We start from the raw sequence: 20,372 nt of genomic DNA on the forward strand, positions 1-20,372 counted from the left end.
GCGCCGGGCAGCCTAAACAGCAGTCACACCTCCGGAGCCTCGCATGTCCTTCCGCGCGCCTATCCGCGACCTCGCCCTCGCCCTCAAGATCGCCGGCCACCCCGCCCTGATCGGCCAGAGCTTCAGCGAACTGGACGAGGACACCGTCGCGGCTGTGCTGCAGGCAGCCGGCGCGTTCACGCAGGAGGAGCTCGCGCCGCTGAACCGTGTGGGCGATCAGGTCGGCGCGAAATACGCCAACGGCAAGGTCACCGCCGCGCCCGGCTTCGCCGACGCCTACCGGGCCTTCGTCGCCGGCGGCTGGAACTCCCTGTCGGCCGATCCGGAATATGGCGGCCAGGGCCTGACCAAGGCCATGGAGCTGGCGGTGTTCGAGATGGTCCACGCCTCGAACATGGCCTTCGGCCTCTGCCCGATGCTGACCCAGGGCGCGATCGAAGCCCTGCACCTGCACGGGACCGAGCGCCAGAAGCAGCTCGTCCTGCCCAGGCTGGTCTCCGGCGAGTGGACCGGGACCATGAATCTCACCGAGCCGCAGGCCGGCTCGGATCTGGCGGCTATCACCACCCGCGCCGAACCCGACGGCCAGGGCGGCTATCGCCTGACCGGCCAGAAGATCTTCATCACCTGGGGAGACCACGACGCGGCGGAGAACATCTGCCACCTGGTCCTGGCCCGCCTCCCCGACGCCCCGCCCGGCGTGAAGGGCATCTCCCTCTTCCTGGCGCCGAAATACCTGATCGACGACGCCGGTCAGCCGGGCGCGGCCAACGACCTTCGCCCGGCCTCGATCGAGCACAAGCTGGGCATCCACGGCTCGCCCACCTGCGTGATGCTGTTCGAAGGCGCCAGGGCCGAGCTAGTCGGCGAGCTGAACAACGGCCTGGCGCATATGTTCGTCATGATGAACGCCGCGCGCCTGCAGGTCGGCGTGCAGGGCGTCGCCATCGCCGAGCGGGCCTTCCAGCAGGCCCTGGCGTTCAGCCAGGAGCGCCGCCAGGGCCGGGCGGTCTGGTCGGCCGAGTACCCAGCCCCGCTCTTCGGCCACCCGGACGTGCGCCGCTCGCTGATGCTGATGAAGGCCAAGATCGAGGCGGCGCGCGGGATCTGCATGACCACCGGCGTCCTGGCTGACCGGGCCCGCCTGGCCCCCAGCGAGGCTGAGCGCAACGCCGCCCGGGCGCGCCAGGAGCTGCTGACCCCGATCGCCAAGGCCTGGTCCACCGACATCGGGGTCGAGGTGGCCTCGCTCGGCGTGCAGATCCATGGCGGCATGGGCTTCATCGAAGAGACCGGCGCGGCCCAGTATTACCGCGACGCCCGGATCGCCCCGATCTACGAGGGCGCCAACGGCATCCAGGCCATCGACCTGATCGGCCGCAAGGTCGGCATGGAGAACGGCGCGGTGATGGACGCCCTGTGCGCCGACGTCCACGCCACCATCGAGGAACTGAGGGGCGATGCGGAGCTGAAGAGCGTCGCCGAACGCCTGGAAGCCGGCGTCCGGGCGCTGGAGCGCGCCACCGACTGGGTGATCGAGAACAAGGGGCCGAACGCGCTTGCGGCCGCCACGCCTTACCTGGAGCTGGCCGGCGACGTGATCGGCGGCTGGATGCTCGCCCGGCAGGCCCAAGCGACTGCGGGGGCGGCCGACGACTGGTCGCGCAGCAAGGCCGCCCTCGCGCGGCTCTATGCCGGCCAGGTGCTCGCGGGGGCCCCAGGACTCGCCGACGGGCTGATGGACGGCGCCGCCGACCTGGAAGCGGTCACCTTCGAGGCGCTGGAAGCCTGACGAGGCGCGCGACGCCAGCACCAGGAAAACGGGTGAGCACGGACAACCTGCACCTTGTGCGAGCTCAACGGCCACGCTCTGTGGCGCCGAAGCCTCAATCTTGAGCATAGGGTTGATTTTGCCGACCCACCCCGCCGTTCGGCGGCTTGGCGAGTCGAGACTTTCTCTGTAGCTGCACCACAGCGGGATTTTTTGCCCCGCCGGCGTGCGCGCGCCTGCGCCACGACAATGAAGAATAACGAGCACCGCTCATCGGGAGTAGAAATGTCTGACCAGTACGACCGCGTTTCGACGGACCGCCGCGCCCTGATGGCCGGCGCTGCAGCAGCCGCAGCCGCTGGCGCGTTCCTGTCGCCGGCCGCGGCCAGCGCGGCCGCAGCCGATATCGCGGTGATCCGGAAGGCGGTCGAGGCCGACAAGGCCGATGCGATCAAGCGCCTGCAGGAGTGGATCGCGCTTCCGACCGTCGCCGCCGAGGGCATGAACGTGAAGGAAGGCCCCGAGTACATGGCGAAGATCGCCAGGGAAGCGGGCTTCACCACCGCCGAGATCATTCCGACCGACGGGGTTTCGGGCGTGTTCGCCACCCTGGACGTCGGCGCCCCGCGCTGGGTCGGCGTCTATTTCATGTACGACGTCAAGCAGTTCGACCCGAAGGAATGGTCGAGCCCGCCGCTGGAAGGCCGGCTGGTCGAGAAGGCTCCGTTCGGCACGGTGATGGTCGGCCGCGGATCGACCAACTCCAAGGGCGGCCAGATCACCCTGCTGAACGCCCTGCGCGCCATGCGCGCCACCGGCAAGAAGCCGCCGGTCAACATCGCCCTGATCTGCGAGGGCGAGGAAGAGATCGCCTCCACCCATTTCCGCCAGATCGCCACCCACCCGAAGGTGTTGCCGGTCCTCGAGAAGTGCGAAGGCATCTACGTGCCCGGCCCGGCGCAGGACCGCCTGACCGGCGAAGTCTCCTTCACCCTGGGCGCAAAGGGCCCGGTCGAGCTGCAGCTCACCGTGGACGGAGCCAAGACCGGCATCGGCCCGAAGACCGACATCCACTCCTCGGAAAAGGCCCGCATCGACAGCCCGATCTGGCGCCTGGTCCAGGCCCTGGCCACCCTGACCACGCCTGACGGCAACACCCCGACCCTCGACGGCTTCATGGACAAGGTCCGTCCGCTGTCCGCCCGCGAGAAGGAACTGATCGCCCAGCTCGCCAAGAAGACCAACGAAGACGCGATCAAGCAGGCCTACGGCAACAAGGCCTGGATCGACAATCTCAGCTACGAGAAGTCGATCGAGCGCCTGCTCTCCCAGCCGACCATCAACCTGCAAGGCCTGGTCGGCGGCTACACGGGGCCGGGCGGCAAGAGCATCCTGCCTAGCAAGGCCGAAGCCAAGATCGAGATCCGCATGGTCCCGAACCAGACCTATGAGGACACGGTCAAGCAACTGCGCGCCCACCTCGACAAGCGCGGCTTCCAGGACGTGGCGATCAACGTCTCCGGCGGCTACGACCCGACCGAAACCGCCGAGGACGCCCGCGTCGTCCAGGCGGCCCTGGCGGCCTACAAGAAGATGAACATCCCGGTGACCCTGTCGCCGCGCAGCCCCGGCTCGTGGCCGGGCTCGCTGTTCACCCAGCCGCCGGTCAACAAGCCCGCCATCCATTACGGCGTCGGCTTCGGTTCGGGCGCCCACGCACCGGACGAGTTCATCGTCATCGACTCCGCCAACCCGAAAGTGGCGGGCTACGTGGATGCGACCATGGCCCAGGTGCAGTTCCTCTACGCCCTGGCCGAGATGAAATAGCCGACGGCTCCGGGGGGCCGCATCCGCGCAAGGGGCGGCCCTTCCCAATAACGACAAGGCCTGGAGACCGCACCGAAGTCTCTCCAGTGCGCCAAGGCCGACGACAGATCTGAAAAACCGCCGCCCGCCGGCGGACTATGGGGGAACTACAGAACTCAAATGCAAGCGCATCGCTCCAACCGCGGCCTTGGCCGCACGTTCCGCGTCGCCCTGCTGGGCGCCTCGGCCATGGCGGCCGTCGGCGGCCCGGCCCTCGCCCAATCGACGCAGCCGCCGGCGGTCGAGGAAGTCATCGTCACCGCGCTGAAGCGCGCCACCAACCTGCAGGACACCCCGATCGCCATCTCGGCGGTGACCTCCGAGACCATCGCCAATTCCGGCGTGCAGTCGATCGCCGACCTGGGCGCGACCGTTCCCGGCCTGACCTTCGTCAACAGCGGCCCTTCGTTCAGCCGCGTCGTGATCCGCGGGATCAACGCGGCGGGCGAACCGACCGTCGGCGTCTATTATGACGAAACCCCGGTGACCGGCTCGATCGGCGCCGGCAACAACGCCGGCGGCTCGACCCCGGAACTGCGCCTGTTCGACGTCGACCGGGTCGAAGTGCTGCGCGGCCCGCAAGGCACCCTCTATGGCGCCGGCTCCATGGGCGGCACCCTTCGCACGATCTACAAGAAGCCGACCTACGAGTTCGAAGCGGCGGCCGACGGGTCGCTGTCCAAGACCGAGGGCGCCGGCGACTGGAACTACGAGGCGCAGGGGATGGTCAACATCCCGTTGGCGCAGGACAAGGCCGCGCTCCGCGTCGTCGGCTTCTACCGGAACCAGGCCGGCTACATCGACAACACCTTCCTGAACATCAAGGACATCAACGAAACCGAGACCTACGGCGGCCGGGCCTTGCTGCGCGTCGAGCCGACCGAGAACTTCACCCTCGACTTCGCCGCCTACATCAACCGCACCGACGCGGAGTCGCCGAGCTGGTACCCGGACCTCGGCGAGTTCAAGTCGGACTCCCGCACCCAGCAGCCGCTGACCGACGACCTCGACCTCTACAGCGTCACCGGCAACCTGGACCTCGGCGTCATCACCGCGGTGGGCTCGTTCTCGTACATGAAGCGCGAACTGGTCAGCACGCAGGACGTGACACAGTTCATAGAGGGGTTCCGCACCCCGGCGCGCTGCCAGGCGCTCTCCAACAAGGGCGCCCCGTGCGATGCGGGCCAGCTCTCGTCCTACTACGCCTATGTGGACACCCAGCATCCGGCGGCGCTGAACCCGCAGCAGGACATGGACACCTACACGGCCGAGCTGCGCTTCACCTCGAACTACGAGGCGCCGATCCAGTGGACCCTCGGCGGCTTCTTCTCCGACCGCAAGACGTCGGTGTGGAACCCGCAGGTCGGCGCAGATCCGGTCACCGGCGCCCTGCTGCGGCCGGAAGTGGTCATGACCGGCCGGAACATCGATGACACCCTGAAGCAGTACGCCGGCTTCGGCGAACTGACCTTCGACGTCACCGACAAGCTCAACCTCACCGCCGGCGCCCGCTACTTCAAGTACAGCAAGGACATCATCGGCGAGACCCTCGTGGGCTCACTCCTGGTCGGTGCTGTCGTCACCCCGCCCACCCGCGTGGAGTCCGAAGAAAAGGGCTGGATGTTCCGGTTCAACGGCTCCTACCAGTTCACGCCGGACATCATGGCCTATGCCGAGGCCTCGCAGGGCTATCGCCCGGGCGGCGCCAACCAGGTCCTTGGCCTGCCGGGCAACCTGACGCCGTATGAATCCGACCAACTCTGGAACTACGAGCTGGGCGTGAAGACCGCCTTCTGGAATCGTCGCGCGACCCTGAACGCCGACATCTTCCAGATCGACTGGAGCGACATGCAGGTGCGGGTGCTCACGCCGAACGGCGCGTTCAGCTACATCGGCAACGCCGGCAAGGCCCGCATCCGCGGCATCGAGGCGGAAGGCGCGGTGAACCCGATCACCGGCCTCTCGATCACCGGCAACTTCTCGCTGATGGAAGCCGAACTGACCCAGGACCAGCCGGGCGCAGGCGGGGCCATCCCGAACGCCGGTCTGAAGGGCGACCGCATTCCCTACGTGCCGAAGTTCCAGGCCGGCGCCGCCGTGCAGTATGTCTGGCCGGTGGCCGAGGGCCTCAACGGCTTCTCGCGCCTCGACGTGAACCACGTCGGCAGCTCCTGGAACGAACTACGGACCAGCTACGTCTATGCGCGCAAGCTCAAGGCCTATGAGCTGGTGAACGCGCGGGTCGGCGTCGAGGCCGACAACGGCGACTGGGGCGCCTACCTCTTCGTGACGAACCTGTTCAACGACGAGGCGATCCTGTCGAAGACCGCCGGCGCCACCTCGGTCGGCCGCACCTATGTGTTCTCGGCCCAGCCGCGGACCATCGGCGTGAACCTGCGCAAGGCGTTCAGGTAAGAAGGCGGGGGTCGGCGGCCAGGCGTCGCCGGCCCCAGCTCTCCCGTCTCGCCGCTTGACCTTGCCGCCTGCAAGGGTTCAAGCCGCGGCTATAGAGACGAAGGGAGCAGATCGTGGATTTCTCCAAACTGCAGGCGACCAGCAAGATCACCGACGAGTGGTCCTATCCCCTCGTGGACGCGGGCCGCTCGGGCCTGCTGCAGGTCTCGCCCGACCACAAGCTCTATTGGGAAGAGTACGGTTCGCCGGATGGTGAGCCGCTCATGTTCCTGCATGGCGGCCCCGGCGGCGCCTGCGCGCCGGTGATGTCGCGCTACTTCGATCCCGCGCGCTACCGGGTGATCCTGTTCGACCAGCGCGGCTGCGGGAAGAGTGAGCCGACCGTCGCCTCCGCCGGCCCTAAGATCGCCCTGGCCAACAACACCACCGACCATCTGGTGACCGACATCAACGCCCTGCGCGAGGCGCTGGGCATCAAGGGCAAGATGCACGTCTTCGGCGGCAGTTGGGGCAGCACCCTGGCCCTCGTCTACGCCATCCGGTATCCGGAGAACGTCGCCTCGCTGATCCTGCGCGGCATCTTCCTGGGGACACGGGAAGACCTGCTCTACATGTACCAGGGCAATGCGGCGGTCTTCGACAAGACCCCCTACGCGCTGACCGAGCCGGGCTCCTACGTCACCTATCCGGACGAGTGGAAGACCTTCGTCGAGCTCATCCCGCCGGCCGAACGCGGAGACATGATGGCCGCCTACAAGGCGATCTTCGACATGACGCCGCAGACCGAAGCCGAACGCGCCCGCCAGCTCAAGGCGGCCCTGGCCTGGTCGGTCTGGGAAGGCACGATCTCGAACATGATCCCCGACACCGCCGACTCCGGGAAGTTCGGCGAGGCCGACTTCGCGCTCTGCTTCGCGCAGATCGAGGCCCACTTCTTCGCCAACCAGCTCTTCCTGGAGCCGGATTACATCGTGCGCAATGTCGGCAAGCTGGTCGGGATTCCGATGCATATCGTCCATGGCCGCTTCGACCAGGTCTGCCCCCTGCCCCAGGCCTCGCGCCTGGTGGCGGCCCTGGCCGAGCATGGCGCCGCGCCGGCGACCTTCGTGATGACCAATGCGGGCCACAGCGCCATGGAACGGGAAACTGCTCTGGCCCTGACCGCCATCATGGACGGCCTGCCGAGAGTCTAGCCCAAATGGAAGCGGGCTCGCGGCGATGACCGCGAGCCCGCAAACGCACGTCCGGTCCGGCCTGGTTAGAACCGATACTGGAACTCTACCCCGTAGGTGCGCGGGAAGATCAGGCTGACGCTGCGCCGCACCCCGACCGCCGTGATGCCCGCCGGGCTCGCGCCCGAGCTTCCGTAACCCACCTCGTCGGTGACGTTCTTCACGAAGCCGATGACCGTGAACCGGTCTTCCGCATCACGCCACAGCGCCCGCAGGTCGCCGGTCGTGAACGAGTCCGTCCAGTAGATCGGGTTGTTGAACAGCGTCGACTTCTGCGGGTCGATGTAGCTCGCCGTCGCGCCGAGCGTCAGGGTGCCCGGCGTGAAGTGGATGTCGTAGGTCGCCCCGAGCGTGACCTTGTTCTCCGGCGAAAGCGGCAGGTCGTTGCCGACCACGCTCTGGAAGACGCGACCGCCGATCGGCGATCCCACCGGCTGCGCGCCAGGCCCCTGTGCGAGCGGATCGCTGGTGTCGACGAAGCAGCAGCCGGTATCCAGCTCCGTGTTCAGGTAGGCGTAGTTGAACATCAACTGCAGATTGTCGATCGGCGCCCAGAGGGTCTCGAGCTCCAGCCCCCAGATCGTGGCGTCGAGGTTCAGGAACTGGCTGGCGGTGATGGTGCCGAGCGGCGCCGTCAGCGGAGCCTGGAAGCCCTGGTAGTCGGTGTAGAACAGGGCGGCGTTGGCCTGCAGTCGTCCGCCGAAGGTCTTCTTCGCCCCCAGTTCGAACGAGTTCACGTACTCGGGGTCGGCATAGGGGTCGGGCGACAGGCCGTTCGACCCGATCCAGCCGCCGGACTTGTAGCCTCGCGAATAGCGCAGATAGACGTTGGTGTCGGCGTCGGGCTCCCACTGGACCCCAAGGGTGCCGGTAAGCGCGTCCCAGTCGCCGGACAGATCGCGGCGCAGGCCGCCCGTGGGGTTCGCCACCAGATTCGCCGTCAGCGGGTTGGCCGCGCAGGCGGCCATCGTCGTCCCGCCGCAGACCTGCTGAATGGTCAGGTCGACCGCCAACGCCTGGGCCTGGGAAGGCGGTAAGGTCGGGCCGAACGCCAGCGCCAGGGTCGGGATGCGTCCGACGTAGCGGGCGCTGTCGGTGCCCTTCTTCTCGTCGTAGGTGTAGCGAAGGCCCGCCGTCAGGGTCCAGTTCTCGGCGAACTTCCAGTCCACCTGGCCGAACGCCGCGTAGGACTTGGTCTCGAGGTGACCGTCTACATAGAGGAAGGCGCCACGCGGGTTCGGCTGCGAGGCCGTGCCCTGCAGGCTGCGCGGCTGGAACATGCCCGGATCGCCGACCACCCGGATGCCCTGTGGCTGGTCGTATTCCTGGTAGTACTGGTAGAGGCCGACAATCCAGTGCACCGGCCCGTCGTTGTTGGACGAGAGGTTGATCTCGTTGGAGAGCCAGCTCTGGCGCTCCTCATAGAACGTCCGCGCGTCGGTGGAGACGTCCGTCGCGGTGAAGGCGCCGATCGGCCCAGGGCCATCCACGTCGACCAGGATGTTCTGAGGCCCGATGCGCGGCGACAGGTCGGAGTCGGTCGAGGTGTTGTAGTCGTACTGCTGATACCCGGCGAGGTACTTCAGCGTCGCCCAGCCGAGATCGGACGTCAGGTCGAAGTGCAGCCGGTGGTGGTTGTCCAGCGACCCGTAGAACGGGGCGTTCACATCCACCGCGTAGGGATCCCTGACCCCGGGGTTCTGCGACGTCAGGCCGTAGGTGGTGTTGTAGTAGAGCGCCGAGGTGCCCACCCCGGTCAGCGACGTCGTGTCGTAGGGCGAGAGGTTGTTGCCGAAGGTGTTGCCCACCCCGTAGCTGTCGTCCCAGTCGAACTTGGTGTAGCGCAGGCGCGCGACAGTGTTTTCGCCCAGATCGGCTTCGATCTGCGCCTCGACCATCCAGCGACGGACCTGGGCCGGGTCGGCGGCCGGTCCGCTGTTCTTGAGGAAGCCTTCCTCCCGGCGTTCCATCGAGGCGCCGAGCAGGAAGCGCAGGTTGGGCAGCACCGGGCCGCTCACCAACCCGTCCAGCCGGTAGGACTCGTAGTTGCCGACCATGGCGCGGACTTCGGCGTTGAACTCTTCGGTAGGCCGTTTGCTCACCACGTTGATCGTTCCGCCGACCGAGTTGCGCCCGTAGAGGGTCCCCTGCGGCCCGCGCAGGATTTCGGTCCGCTCGATGAAGATCGAGGGCGTCGAGGCGTCGGCCATCGAGTTGGAGAAGATGCCGTCGGAATAGAGCGCGACCGACGGGTCCGTACCGATCGCGTTGGTGAGGCGGCCGATGCCGCGGATCGACATCCGGTCGTTGTTCGTATAGCTGACGCTCGGCGTCAGGCGGGCGATGTCCTCGACGGAGCTCACGCCCAGCACGTCGCGGCGTTCGCTGGTGAAGGCGGAGATCGCGACCGGGACGTCCTGCAGGCTCTGCTCGCGCTTTTCAGCGGTCACGACGAGCTCTTCGATCATGTTCGACGGCGCGGCGGTTTGCGCGAGCGACGGCGTGGCGATCCCTGCGGTGACGAGAAGCGAGGCGGTGGCGGCCAGACGCGCGCGCCGGCTCGCGGCGCCGGCGGGGGTGCGCCGTTGCGCTGCGTAGATCATGCTGTTCCTCCCACTGGGCTCTCTGTGTTTTTTCGGCCCTGCAATCAGGGGTTCGGTTCGAACAAGTTTCGAAAAGGGGCCTGTTTGAGGAACTTGAGGGTGACGCGGCGGGTATGTTGCGGTTTCGCAACATGATCCTGGCCGGGCCGAAAAAGGACTGTAGCCGCGCCCGGCTAACCCGGTCATTCTACCTGTTCCGACGAATGCGCCGCTCAAGACGGCCACGTCGGCAAAGGGAGGAAGTCGACGACAATGCCGGCGCAAGGCCAGCTCAAGTCCGAGTCCTACGGCAATTCGTTCAGCCGGCCGGTGGCCGCGCGCGCCGTCCAGATCAACGGCCTGCAGGCCAAGGCGATCGCCGCATCCCTGACGATCCTGGAGCGCGACGGCGCGGAGAAGCTCAACCTGCGCGCCATCGCCGACCAGGCCGGCGTCGGGGTTTCCTCGATCTATCACTACTTTCCGAGCAAGAAGGATCTCCTGCTCCGCCTCGCCTCGATCGGGCTCAAGCAACTCCTCGAAGCTGTAGAGCGCAGCCAGGCGACCAACCCGGCGCTTACGCCCATGCGGGCCGCCGCCGCGGCGTTCTTCCGGTTCGTCGAAGAACACCCGGTGCTGGTCTCCCTGATGTTCAATTCCCGCCTGCTGGCCGAGCACGAGGCGCTACGGGCCTGCGAGGCCAGCATCATCGCCCGGTATCAGGCCATCGTGCAGGCCGACGAGCGCATTCCGTCGGAACAGGCCGAGGAGATCGCCTTCGCCATCTGGGCGCTCGGCCGGGGAATGGCGGCGATGATGTCCTCCCACGGCGGTCGCCTGCCGCCGGAAAAAGCCGAAACCCTTCGCGCCGGCGCCCGCTACCTCATTGACCGTTCCGACTGAGCCGCGTCGGCCCCGAGGCCATTGTCGAATTATGTTCGACGCCAAAACATCACCGTAACGCCGCGTTACGACGGCGACAGGGAGAGAGGCATGCATCTGGAACGCCCTCCTTCAGGTGACGGCGCATCGCCGATGGCGAAGACGCGTGGGCCAAAGGAAAGGCGCGCATCCGGAAGCTCGAACGTCAGGATGAAGGCGCTCACGGCGGCGAGCGAGGTGCTCGCGACCCAGGGCGTGGAAAACCTGAATCTGCGCGCCATCGCCGAAGCGGCCGACATGGGTATCGCCTCGATCTACCACTACTTCGAGAACAAGGAGGACATCCTCCTCAATCTGGCGCTGATCGGATACGAGCGCCTGACCCAGGATATCGAGCACTACGAGCCGGACGCCCCATCCCCCATCAGTGGCGGCGCCCGCGCCTTCTTCGGCTTCGCCGAGCGCCAGCCGGCGCTCTTCGCCCTGATGTTCGACGAGCAACTGATGTCCCGCCACGAGACCCTGCGGGAAGCCGAGAACGCGGCCTTCAAGGCCTATGAGGCGGTGGTGGAGGCCGACGGCCGCATCGGGCCCGAGCACCAGGCCAAGGCGGCCTTCGCGCTCTGGGCGCTGGGACGCGGGATGGCCTCGATCCTGGCCTCCTACCCTGACGGTCGTCCCCCCGCCGACGTCGCCGAGAAGCTCTTCAAGGGCGCCGCCTACCTGCTCTCCACCCGGGCCTGAGGCTCACGGACGACGACATCTTCCCGATCTTGGGCGGCCATCGGCGTCGATGGATGGCCGGGACCTGCCGGCCCGGCCATAACGAACCGAATAAAGGCTCCTAGTTCCGCGTCGGGATGACCACCGGCATGCTCTCGAAGCCGTGGACGAAGGAAGAGAACGTCCGCACCGGCTCGCCCACGACCTGGATCGTCGGGAAGCGCTTGAGAATCTCTTCCCAGATGATGGTGAGCTGCATTTCCGCCACCCGGTTGCCGACGCAGCGATGGATGCCGAAGCCGAAGGAGAGGTGCTCGCGCGGCCGCTCGCGGTCGATGATGTAGTCGTTCGGCCGATCGAGCTTGGTTTCGTCCCGATTGCCCGAGATGTACCACATGATCACCCGGTCGCCCTTGCTGATCAGCTTGCCGCCGATCTCGATGTCGCGAGTCGCCACGCGCGCCATGTGGGCCAGCGGCGTCTGCCAGCGGATGGTTTCGGAGACCATCGAGGTGACGAGCTCGGGGTTGGCGCGCAGCTTGTCATACTGGTCCGGATACTTGTTCAGCGCGTAGACGCTGCCGGAAATCGTGTTCCGCGTCGTGTCGTTGCCGCCGACGATCAGCAGCACGACATTACCCCGGAACTCTTCGGGCGGCATGTCGCGGGTGGAGGGGTTGTGGGCCAGCATCGAGATCAGGTCGATGCCGGGCTCGGCGTCGACGCGCTGGTTCCAGAGCTCCTGGAAGGTGGCGAAGCAGGTCGACATGTCCTGGAACTTCTGTTCCCAACTGGTGACCGGGCCGTGGCCGGGCATGTTGGTGACCACGTCGGACCAGTGGGTGAGCTTGCGCCGCTCCTCGAACGGGAAGTCGAACAGCGTCGCCAGGGTCATGGCGGTCAGTTCCTTGGAAACCAGGTCGACCCAGTCGAATTCCTTCCCGATCGGCAGGTTGTCGAGGATCATGCCGGCCCGCTCGCGGACGATCGGCGCCATGAGCGCGATGTTGCCGGGCGCGACCGTCGGGCTGACCGCCTTGCGCTGACGGCCGTGCTCGGGCTCGTCCATGGTGATGAAGCCCGCGCCGCCGCGCCGCTGGCGCTCGCCCAGGACCTTGGCCTGCTCCTCCAAGGCCTTGAGGTTGGGAAGCGTGATGCCCTCGGTGGAAGAGAAGGCCTCGTGATTGGTGTCGACCGCCAGGATGTCCTCCCAGCGGGTGATCGACCAGTAGCGACCGAAGTCGCTGTCCTCGGTCAGATGGACCGGTTCCTCCCGGCGCAGGCGCTCGAACACCGGCCAGATCGTGTCGGCCTGAAACCGGTCGGCGCGGCCGGGGTTGATGCTCGCCAGCGGCTCGGCGTCCGCCGCGCCGGGTGCGATCGAAACCATAGTGGCCATCTGGCCCTCCCTTATTGTTGTCGGCCGCGCATGCGTGTTCCGCGCAGCATGCGCGGCCGAGGATCGTTGGAGCTAATGGGGGCGGATCGAACCAAGTTCGACAAGGGGGCCGTCGCTCTGAGGGCGTGCGACGATAATCTAGGCCGCAGGATGGAGAAAAACCTCGACGCGACCTGGGCTTTCGTAGGTTTTTAGGGGGCCTATTGTGGAATCCTGTTCGACGCTCGATCCTCGGATCAAGGGGCGAAGGGACGCCACGCCCCAACAAGAAAAAAGGTACGGGTGGAATGAATACGCATACGGCCGCGTCGACGCGCGAACGCTCCACTGAGGTTCAGCACTTCGATGTCCTGATCGTCGGCGCAGGCATCGCCGGGGTCGGCGCGGCCTATCACCTACAGACCCAGGACCCCGGCCGCACCTTCAAGGTGCTGGAGGCCCAGGCGGGCTTCGGCGGAACCTGGCGCACCCACAAGTACCCGGGCGTCCGTTCGGACAGCGACCTTCACACCTTCGGCTACCGCTTCAAGCCCTGGCAGGGCGCCCCGATCGCCACCGGCCAGGAGATCCTCTCCTACATGGCCGAGGTCATCGAAGAGAACGACCTGGCCCGCCACATCCAGTACCAGACCCACATCCAGTCGGCGCGCTGGTCGAGCCAGGACGGCCTCTGGCATGTCGAGGCCAGGCGGCTGGATACCGGTGTGACCGAGCACTACTCGGCCAACTTCCTCTGGATGTGCCAGGGCTATTATCGCCATACCGAGGGCTACACCCCCGAGTGGCCCGGCATGGCCGACTTCAAGGGCAGGATCGTCCATCCGCAGACCTGGCCAGAAGATCTCGACTGGCGCGGCAAGCGCATCGTGGTCATCGGCTCGGGCGCCACCGCCGCGACCCTGATCCCCGCCCTCGCCGACGAGGCCGCGCACGTCACCATGCTCCAGCGGTCACCGACCTACTTCACGCCCGGCCGAAACCGGAACGAACTGGCCGAGACGCTTCGCGAGCTCGACATCGATCCCGACTGGACGCACGAGATCGTCCGCCGCAGCATCCTCCTGAACAGCGCCAAGCTCGGCAAACGCCGCGAGGAGAACCCCGAGCTGGTCCGCGAAGAACTACTCGGCGTGCTGCGGAAACTGCTCGGGGACGAATACGTCGCCAAGCACTTCACCCCGAGTTACGCGGTCTGGCGCCAGCGGATCTGCTTCGTTCCCAACGGCGACTTCTTCGAATCCATCAAGGCTGGCAAGGCCTCGGTCGTCACCGACACCATCGACCGCTTCACCGAGGCCGGCATCCAGCTCAGCTCCGGCGAGACGCTCGACGCCGACATCATCGTCACGGCCACCGGCTTCAACCTGAACGTCCTCGGGGACATCCAATTCTCGATCGACAACGAGCCGCTCGATCTCTCCAAGACCGTGACCTACCGCGGGATGATGTTCACCGGCGTGCCGAACCTGATCTGGGTCTTCGGCTACTTCCGGGCGAGCTGGACCTTGCGGGCCGACCTGATCGGCGACTTCGTGCCTCGCCTGCTCAAGCACATGGATGCGAAGGGATCGCGATCGGTCACCGTGGCGCTGCGTCCGGAAGACCAGGAAATGCCGCTCGGCGACTGGATCGATCAGGAGAACTTCAATCCGGGCTACCTCATGCGCGGCATGCACCTGATGCCCCGGAGCGGCGCCAAGCGCGAATGGCGGCACACCCAGGACTACTGGTCCGAGAAGGATGAGTTCCCGCTCATCGACCTGGACGACCGAGCCTTCGTCTACGGCTGAACCAGGCGTCGTCCGTATACCAGCCTGACGGGTCGCCGACGGCCGAGCGGCGCTTGCACCGCATGGGTGAAAAAGGCTGATGCGACAAGGCCTTGGCGTCGCTCGCGGAGCTTTACGCGACAAGGCGAACGGCAGAGGAACGCAGCCTAGGGTGCAGCGTTCTGTCTCAGGGCGCTCAGCAGGCGGACGTGCATTAATCTCGGCGAGGCTCCAGGCGCCAGAACAGTCAAAACATGCCGCGTACAGCTCGACCACCAAAGAACCAGACCGACGACGGTGGCGCCCGCAAAGCCGCTTCCGCCCCTCCATTGGAGCTCCTGCAGGCCGTCGTCGACGCCCTGCCCGATCCGACGGTCATCAAGGACCGGGAGCATCGCTGGCTCGCGATCAACGAGCCCCTGCTCAAGATGCTCGGCTACCCGCTCAAGGCGATCGTGGGCCGCACGGACCTGGAAATGTTCCCGAGCCAGGGCGAGCGTCACCACGCCAGCGACGATGACGTGTTCCGCACCGGGCAGCCGGCCGATTACGAGCGCGTGGTCACCTCCCGCAACGGCCAGATCTCGCGCTCCCTGCTGACGCGCAAGCGGCTCCTTCATTTGCCGGAGAGCTACGGTGGCGGCGAGATGCTCATCGCCACCTTCGTCGACGTGACGCCCAGGCGGCGAGCCGAAGCCAAGCTTCAGGAGGCCGAAGAGCATCACCGCCACGCCCTGATGCTCAACCCGCAGATTCCCTGGACTGCAGATCCCGGGGGCAAGCTCCTTGAGGTCGGTCCCGTCTGGGAGATGTGGGTCGGCATGTCGCTGGAAGAGGCGATGGGCGGGGGCTGGGCCCAGGCGGTGCATCCTGACGACCTGGCTCCCCTGATCGAAGCATGGAACGGCGCTCTGGCGAGCGGCCGGATCCTCGACAGCGAATACCGCCTGCGAATGGCGGGCGGCGAGTATCGCTGGGTCCGGGCCTGGGCCGCGCCACGGCGCGATGAAAGCGGCGCCATCATGCTTTGGTACGGCGCCGTGGAGGATATCAACGACCGCAAGCTGGCCGAAGCCGCGCTCGTCGCCAGCGAGCGCGAGTTCAGCGAAGTGGCCAACGCGGCGCCGGCGATGATCTGGACCAACAACGCCGCCGGCGAAGCCACCTTCGTCAGCCGCCTCTGGTGCGAGACCACCGGCCAGGACCCCGACGAACCGCTGGGCCAGGGCTGGCTGGAGCGGATCCACCCTGACGACCGCGCACAGGTCAAGGCCGCGGCCGAAGAGGCCCGGGCTGCCAGACGCACCTACAAGGCCGAATATCGCGTGCGCACCCGTTCAGGCGACTGGATCTGGGTGATGGATGTCGGCGAGCCCCGCCATGGGCCGGGCGGAGAATTCCTGGGCTATGTCGGCTCCATGCTCGACGTCACCGAGCGTCGGCAGGCCGCGGCAAAGCTCGATCAGATTCTCGAGAGCACCACGGACTGCGTGGTGCTGATCGACCGCCACTATCGGCTGACCTACATCAACGGCAACGCGCACCGGAAGCTGAAGGACCGGTCGCTGGTGATCGGCGGAAGGATCCGGGACATCTTCCCGGAAGAGGCCGGAGGCATATTCGCCCAGCAATTCGCCGAGGCGTTCGCTCAGCAGACGCCGGTGATGTTCGAGGCGCGGCTGGCCGGGGTGGACGACTGGTTCGAAGTCCACGCCTTTCCGACCGAGGACGGGCTGTCGGTCTTCTTCCGCGACATCTCGGCGCGACGGACCGCCGAGCAGGAACGCGCGATCGCCCAGGAAAAGATGATCCACATGGCGCGGCACGACGCGCTGACCGAATTGCCCAACCGCGTTCTCTTCCGCGAGCGGCTGGAACGGGTGCTCGCCGACAATCGCAGCCCGAACCAGACGGCAGTGCTCTATATCGACCTCGACGGCTTCAAGGACGTCAACGACACGGCCGGCCACGGCGCCGGCGACGTCCTGCTGCGACTCGTGGCCCAGCGCCTCCAGCGGGGCGTTCGCAGCGGCGATACGGTCACACGCCTGGGCGGCGACGAATTCGCGATCATCCAGACCCAGGTCAGGCAGGGGGCGGACGCCGCGGACCTGGCCGACCGCATCGTGCGGGACCTGGCCGAACCCTTCGAAATCGAGGGCCGTAACATCGTGATCGGGGCAAGCGTCGGCATCGCGCTCGCCCCGGCCGACGCCAGCGATCCCGAAGAGCTTCTGCGGGCGGCCGACACTGCGCTCTATCGCGCCAAGGCCGAGGGCAAGGGCGCATTCCGGCTGTTCGAACCCGGCATGGACGAGCAGCTCAAGCACCGCCAGGCCCTCAAGCTCGCCCTGCACGGCGCCTTGAAGCGGGACGAGTTCTCGATCCTCTACCAGCCGATGGTCGATCTCTCGTCTGGACGGATACGGGCGTTCGAGGCCCTGCTCCGCTGGCGCCACCCCGAGCTCGGCGCGGTCTGCCCCACCGAGTTCATCCCCCTTGCCGAAGAGACCGGCCTGATCGTCGGCATCGGCGCCTGGATCCTGCGTGAGGCCTGCCGTGCGGCGTCAAGGTGGCCGGACGACATCTGCCTGTCGGTGAACCTTTCCCCCGCCCAGTTCCGGAGCGCGGGGCTGGTCAGCACCGTGCGTGCGGCGCTGACCGAGACGCAGCTCCCGACCGACCGCCTTCAACTCGAAATCACCGAGTCGGTGCTGCTGCGCGAGAACAGGGCCAATCTGCAGATCCTGACCGAGCTACGCCGACTGGGCGTGAAGATCGCCTTGGACGACTTCGGGACCGGCTACTCGTCGCTGGGCTATCTGCACCAGTTCCCGTTCGACAAGATCAAGCTCGACCGAAGCTTCGTGCAGAACCTGCCGGGTAGCCGCGAGGGGCACGCCATCGTCACCGCGGTCGCCGCCATGGCCCAGGGTCTGGGCATCTCCCTCACCGCCGAGGGCGTCGAGACCTCCGCCCAGGCGGCCCTGCTGCGGGAGAGGGGCTATAGCGAAGGCCAGGGCTATCTCTTCAGCGAGCCCGTCAGCGAGGGGCAGGCCCGGCGGCTGATCGGCCACGCCATGACCGTCTATCCGGTGAGCCCGGCCTGATCGGACACTCAGGTGACCCGGCGCTTGGCCAGCTTGCGGGCCAGGGTCCGGCGGTGCATGCCCAGCCTCCGCGCGGCCTCGGAGATGTTGAAGCCGCTCTCGGCCAGGATCTCGTGGATGTGTTCCCACTCGAGCGTCTTGATCGAGGTCGGCCGGGTGCCCAGCGGGGTTTCGACGTCGCCCTCGGTGCGCTTGAACGCCGCCTCGATGTCGTCGGTGCTGGCAGGCTTGGCGAGATAGTGGCGCGCGCCCAGCTTGATGGCCTCCACGGCGGTGGCGATGCTGGCGAACCCGGTCAGGACGACGATCATCATGTCCGCGTCGAAGGCGTGCAGCGTCTGAACGCAGGCCAGCCCCGAGGCCCCGTTCAGCTTCAGGTCGACCACGGCGTAGGCCGGTCCGTGTTCGGCCAGCAGCGCCTGCAGCTCGTCATGGCTCGAAGCGCTGATCACCTGATAGCCGCGCCGCTCGAACGACCGCCGCAGGGTCCGGGAAAAGGCCTCGTCGTCCTCGACGATCACCAGGGTCCGGGATTCATCGGCCATGCGAGCCTCCGTTGTCGAGCGGCGCCAGCGAAGCGAGCGGCAGGGACAGCCGAACCTCGGCTCCGCCGCCCGGTCGAGCGCGCGCGCTGACCGAGCCTCCCAAGGTCCGTAACACATTGACCAGCAGGAAGAGACCAAGCCCCGCGCCGGGTTTGCCCTTGGTCGACTGATAGGGCTGGCCGAGACGCTCGAGGATTTCCGGCGGGAAGCCCCGGCCGTCATCGGCGATCGTGATGACGAGCTCGCCGGCGATCAGGGCGGTCCAGAGCTCCACCCGCCGCGCGCCGGCCTCGGCGGCGTTGTCGAACAGCGCGCTGAACACCTGCTTGAGCGCGGTATCGGAGATGATCGGCGGGTCTTCGGCCAGGCCGTCCCGCAGCTCGATCACCACCTTGCAGTGGGTCGCCTGCCATTCTGCGACAACCTCCGACAGGAAGGCCCGGAGCGTCGTGCGCTCAGGCGCCTCGCCCCTCGCCTCGCCCGCCGACATCAGGATGCCGGTGACGATGGCCTTGCAGCGTTCGAGGGCGACCTGCATCTCGGCTATGTCGTTGGCGATCTCGGGCTCGTCGGCCAGGGCCGGCAGGCGCTTCCAATCGCTTAGGATCACCGAGATCGAGGCCAGCGGCGTGCCAAGTTCATGGGCCGCGCCGGAAGCCAGCAGCCCCATGCGGACGATGTGGTTCTGCTCGGCGGCCTGCTGCCTCAGGCCGGCGAGATAGGCGTCGCGGGCCTTCAGGTTCTGGCTGATCCGGGTCACGAACAGCACCAGCAGAACCGCGATCAGCACGAAGCACGCGAGGCTGCCCTGCAGGTAGAGGCCGAAGAGCCCGCGCTCGCTGACGGCCGGCAGGATCAGCGGCTCGAAGAAGACCCCCAGGGCCGCGAAGCAGAAGCTGGTGACCAGGATCAGCAGCCAGGCATAGGCCGGCGACAGCAGCACCGCGCCCAGCACCACCTGCATCAGGAAGAGCGGCGCGAAGGGATTGGTGGCCCCGCCGCTCAGGAAGAGCTGCCAGGTCAGCGCGCCCACGTCGATGAGCAGCGCGAACAGCAGCTCCTGGTCGGATGCTCCTCGCCGCCGATGCAGGATCGGAACGCTGATGAGGTTGACGAGCGTCAGCCCCGCCGGCGCCAGCAGCAGCCAGAAGAGCGGCAGGCGTATGCCGAGCCCCCACTCGACGACTGCGATGGTGACCAGCTGCCCCACCACCGCAAGCCAGCGAAGCTGGGTCAGCAGCAGCATGTTCCGGAGGTTGGCGGCCGCCGGCGAGGCCGGCGTGTCGCGCCAGGATTCGAGCCCGAGCGCCCGGCCGAATGCGGTCCAGCTGTTCACCGCGCATCTCCGCCGCGATGGCGCACGACGACGACCCAGCCGACGACCGTCAGCAGCGCCATGCCGAACCAGGTCAGGGCGTACGCCAGGTGACTGTTGGGGAAGCGCACCACCGTCAGCCCCCCGCGCGGCCAGCCGCCTGGATTGGGCGTGGCGTCGGCGTCGATGAAGTACGGGGCGACCTCGCCAAGCCTGCGCGAGGCGGCGATCGCCTGGACGTCGCGCGAGCGCCATAGGTCCTTGGCCGGCTCGTTGGCGCGCAGGAAGCCGCCATGCGGCTCGGTGATACGCAGCAGGCCGGTCACCTCCTGCTCGCCGGCGACCTGGCCGGCGGCGCGGGCCTCGGCCTTGCGGCGATCGGCCGGCACGAAGCCCCGGTTCACGAGCACGACGAAACCCTGGTCGGTCCGCATGGGCGTCATCACCCAGAAGCCCGCGCCCAGGTCGCTCACCGCCTGCACCAGCGCCTCATCGTCATGCATATACCTGCCGCGGACGAAAACCTGCCGATACTGGTCGGCTTCACGCGTGATCGTCGGCCACCGGCCAGGGCCAGGCGCAGCCGTCGGCGCGGCGTGAATCCGGCCTTCGACCTGGGCGATGAGCTCGGTCTTCCAGGCCAGCCGCTGCACCTGCCAGACGCCCAATGCGACGAAGGCCGCCACCAGGACCAACGCCCCGATGGTGACCTTCAGCACGCTCCGCGCCGGTCTGGCGCGATGTTCCGGGTCGGATGCGATGT

13 protein-coding genes are annotated in these 20,372 nt (G+C 67.2%); 8 read left to right on the forward strand and 5 right to left on the reverse strand.

The window, feature by feature from the left end; translation table 11 throughout:
* The first annotated feature begins 43 nt into the window (after window positions 1-43).
* From ABID41_RS04405 to pip, 4 genes are all read left to right on the forward strand, one after another.
* The gene (locus tag ABID41_RS04405) at window positions 44-1,792 is read left to right on the forward strand and encodes an acyl-CoA dehydrogenase (RefSeq protein ID WP_331932273.1); all 1,749 of its coding nucleotides are present in this window, start codon (window positions 44-46) and stop codon (window positions 1,790-1,792) included.
* A 264-nt stretch (window positions 1,793-2,056) separates the two neighbouring features.
* On the forward strand, window positions 2,057-3,598 hold the full coding sequence (locus ABID41_RS04410; protein ID WP_331932272.1) for a M20/M25/M40 family metallo-hydrolase: 1,542 nt from the start codon (window positions 2,057-2,059) through the stop codon (window positions 3,596-3,598).
* Between the two features lie 159 nt (window positions 3,599-3,757).
* Window positions 3,758-6,052, forward strand: a complete 2,295-nt coding sequence (locus ABID41_RS04415; RefSeq protein ID WP_331932271.1) for a TonB-dependent receptor — start codon at window positions 3,758-3,760, stop codon at window positions 6,050-6,052.
* A gap of 113 nt (window positions 6,053-6,165) precedes the next feature.
* Window positions 6,166-7,245, forward strand: coding sequence for a prolyl aminopeptidase (pip, locus tag ABID41_RS04420; RefSeq protein WP_331932270.1), 1,080 nt, complete (start codon window positions 6,166-6,168; stop codon window positions 7,243-7,245).
* A gap of 65 nt (window positions 7,246-7,310) precedes the next feature.
* Here pip and ABID41_RS04425 read toward each other — a convergent pair whose 3' ends face one another.
* A complete protein-coding gene (locus ABID41_RS04425) occupies window positions 7,311-9,887 on the reverse strand; it encodes a TonB-dependent receptor (RefSeq protein ID WP_354297217.1) in 2,577 nt (858 codons plus the stop codon).
* 252 nt (window positions 9,888-10,139) lie between these two features.
* Between ABID41_RS04425 and ABID41_RS04430 the strand changes: the two genes are divergently transcribed.
* Complete coding sequence (locus tag ABID41_RS04430) at window positions 10,140-10,769, forward strand: TetR/AcrR family transcriptional regulator (protein WP_331932674.1); 630 nt, start codon at window positions 10,140-10,142, stop codon at window positions 10,767-10,769.
* Window positions 10,770-10,958: 189 nt separating this feature from the next.
* Entirely contained in the window at window positions 10,959-11,492 is a 534-nt protein-coding gene (locus ABID41_RS04435) for a TetR/AcrR family transcriptional regulator (protein WP_331932675.1), read from the forward strand.
* A gap of 100 nt (window positions 11,493-11,592) precedes the next feature.
* Here ABID41_RS04435 and ABID41_RS04440 read toward each other — a convergent pair whose 3' ends face one another.
* Window positions 11,593-12,870 carry a cytochrome P450 gene (locus tag ABID41_RS04440; RefSeq protein ID WP_331932676.1) on the reverse strand — a complete coding sequence of 426 codons (1,278 nt, stop codon included), beginning with the start codon at window positions 12,868-12,870 and terminating at the stop codon, window positions 11,593-11,595.
* Window positions 12,871-13,157: 287 nt separating this feature from the next.
* On the opposite strand from ABID41_RS04440, the gene ABID41_RS04445 reads away from it, so the two are divergent.
* Both ABID41_RS04445 and ABID41_RS04450 read left to right on the forward strand, forming a co-directional pair.
* A complete protein-coding gene (locus ABID41_RS04445) occupies window positions 13,158-14,660 on the forward strand; it encodes a flavin-containing monooxygenase (protein WP_331932677.1) in 1,503 nt (500 codons plus the stop codon).
* 233 nt (window positions 14,661-14,893) lie between these two features.
* Window positions 14,894-17,749, forward strand: a complete 2,856-nt coding sequence (locus ABID41_RS04450) for a bifunctional diguanylate cyclase/phosphodiesterase (RefSeq protein ID WP_331932678.1) — start codon at window positions 14,894-14,896, stop codon at window positions 17,747-17,749.
* An 8-nt stretch (window positions 17,750-17,757) separates the two neighbouring features.
* Here the strand turns inward: ABID41_RS04450 and ABID41_RS04455 are convergent, their stop codons facing one another.
* The 3 genes from ABID41_RS04455 to ABID41_RS04465 are packed head-to-tail and all read right to left on the reverse strand — an operon-like array spanning window position 17,758 to window position 20,328.
* On the reverse strand, window positions 17,758-18,294 hold the full coding sequence (locus tag ABID41_RS04455; RefSeq protein WP_331932679.1) for a response regulator transcription factor: 537 nt from the start codon (window positions 18,292-18,294) through the stop codon (window positions 17,758-17,760).
* Window positions 18,284-19,630: an ATP-binding protein gene (locus ABID41_RS04460; RefSeq protein WP_331932680.1), complete on the reverse strand. Its 1,347-nt coding sequence runs from the start codon at window positions 19,628-19,630 to the stop codon at window positions 18,284-18,286. Before ABID41_RS04460 ends, ABID41_RS04455 begins: the two co-directional genes overlap by 11 nt.
* A complete protein-coding gene (locus ABID41_RS04465) occupies window positions 19,627-20,328 on the reverse strand; it encodes an SURF1 family protein (RefSeq protein ID WP_331932681.1) in 702 nt (233 codons plus the stop codon). Before ABID41_RS04465 ends, ABID41_RS04460 begins: the two co-directional genes overlap by 4 nt.
* Between the last annotated feature and the right edge of the window lie 44 nt (window positions 20,329-20,372).

The sequence above is a fragment of the Phenylobacterium koreense genome (genome assembly GCF_040545335.1).
GTDB classification, from domain to species: domain Bacteria; phylum Pseudomonadota; class Alphaproteobacteria; order Caulobacterales; family Caulobacteraceae; genus Phenylobacterium; species Phenylobacterium koreense.

Bases quoted from the DNA above. Each gene is read 5' to 3' on its own strand.
- ABID41_RS04405 (WP_331932273.1), top strand. From the start codon at position 44: ATGTCCTTCCGCGCGCCTATCCGCGACCTCGCCCTCGCCCTCAAGATC.
- ABID41_RS04410 (WP_331932272.1), top strand. From the start codon at position 2,057: ATGTCTGACCAGTACGACCGCGTTTCGACGGACCGCCGCGCCCTGATG.
- ABID41_RS04415 (WP_331932271.1), top strand. From the start codon at position 3,758: ATGCAAGCGCATCGCTCCAACCGCGGCCTTGGCCGCACGTTCCGCGTC.
- ABID41_RS04425 (WP_354297217.1), bottom strand. From the start codon at position 9,887: ATGATCTACGCAGCGCAACGGCGCACCCCCGCCGGCGCCGCGAGCCGG.
- ABID41_RS04430 (WP_331932674.1), top strand. From the start codon at position 10,140: ATGCCGGCGCAAGGCCAGCTCAAGTCCGAGTCCTACGGCAATTCGTTC.
- ABID41_RS04435 (WP_331932675.1), top strand. From the start codon at position 10,959: ATGAAGGCGCTCACGGCGGCGAGCGAGGTGCTCGCGACCCAGGGCGTG.
- ABID41_RS04440 (WP_331932676.1), bottom strand. From the start codon at position 12,870: ATGGCCACTATGGTTTCGATCGCACCCGGCGCGGCGGACGCCGAGCCG.
- ABID41_RS04445 (WP_331932677.1), top strand. From the start codon at position 13,158: ATGAATACGCATACGGCCGCGTCGACGCGCGAACGCTCCACTGAGGTT.
- ABID41_RS04450 (WP_331932678.1), top strand. From the start codon at position 14,894: ATGCCGCGTACAGCTCGACCACCAAAGAACCAGACCGACGACGGTGGC.
- ABID41_RS04455 (WP_331932679.1), bottom strand. From the start codon at position 18,294: ATGGCCGATGAATCCCGGACCCTGGTGATCGTCGAGGACGACGAGGCC.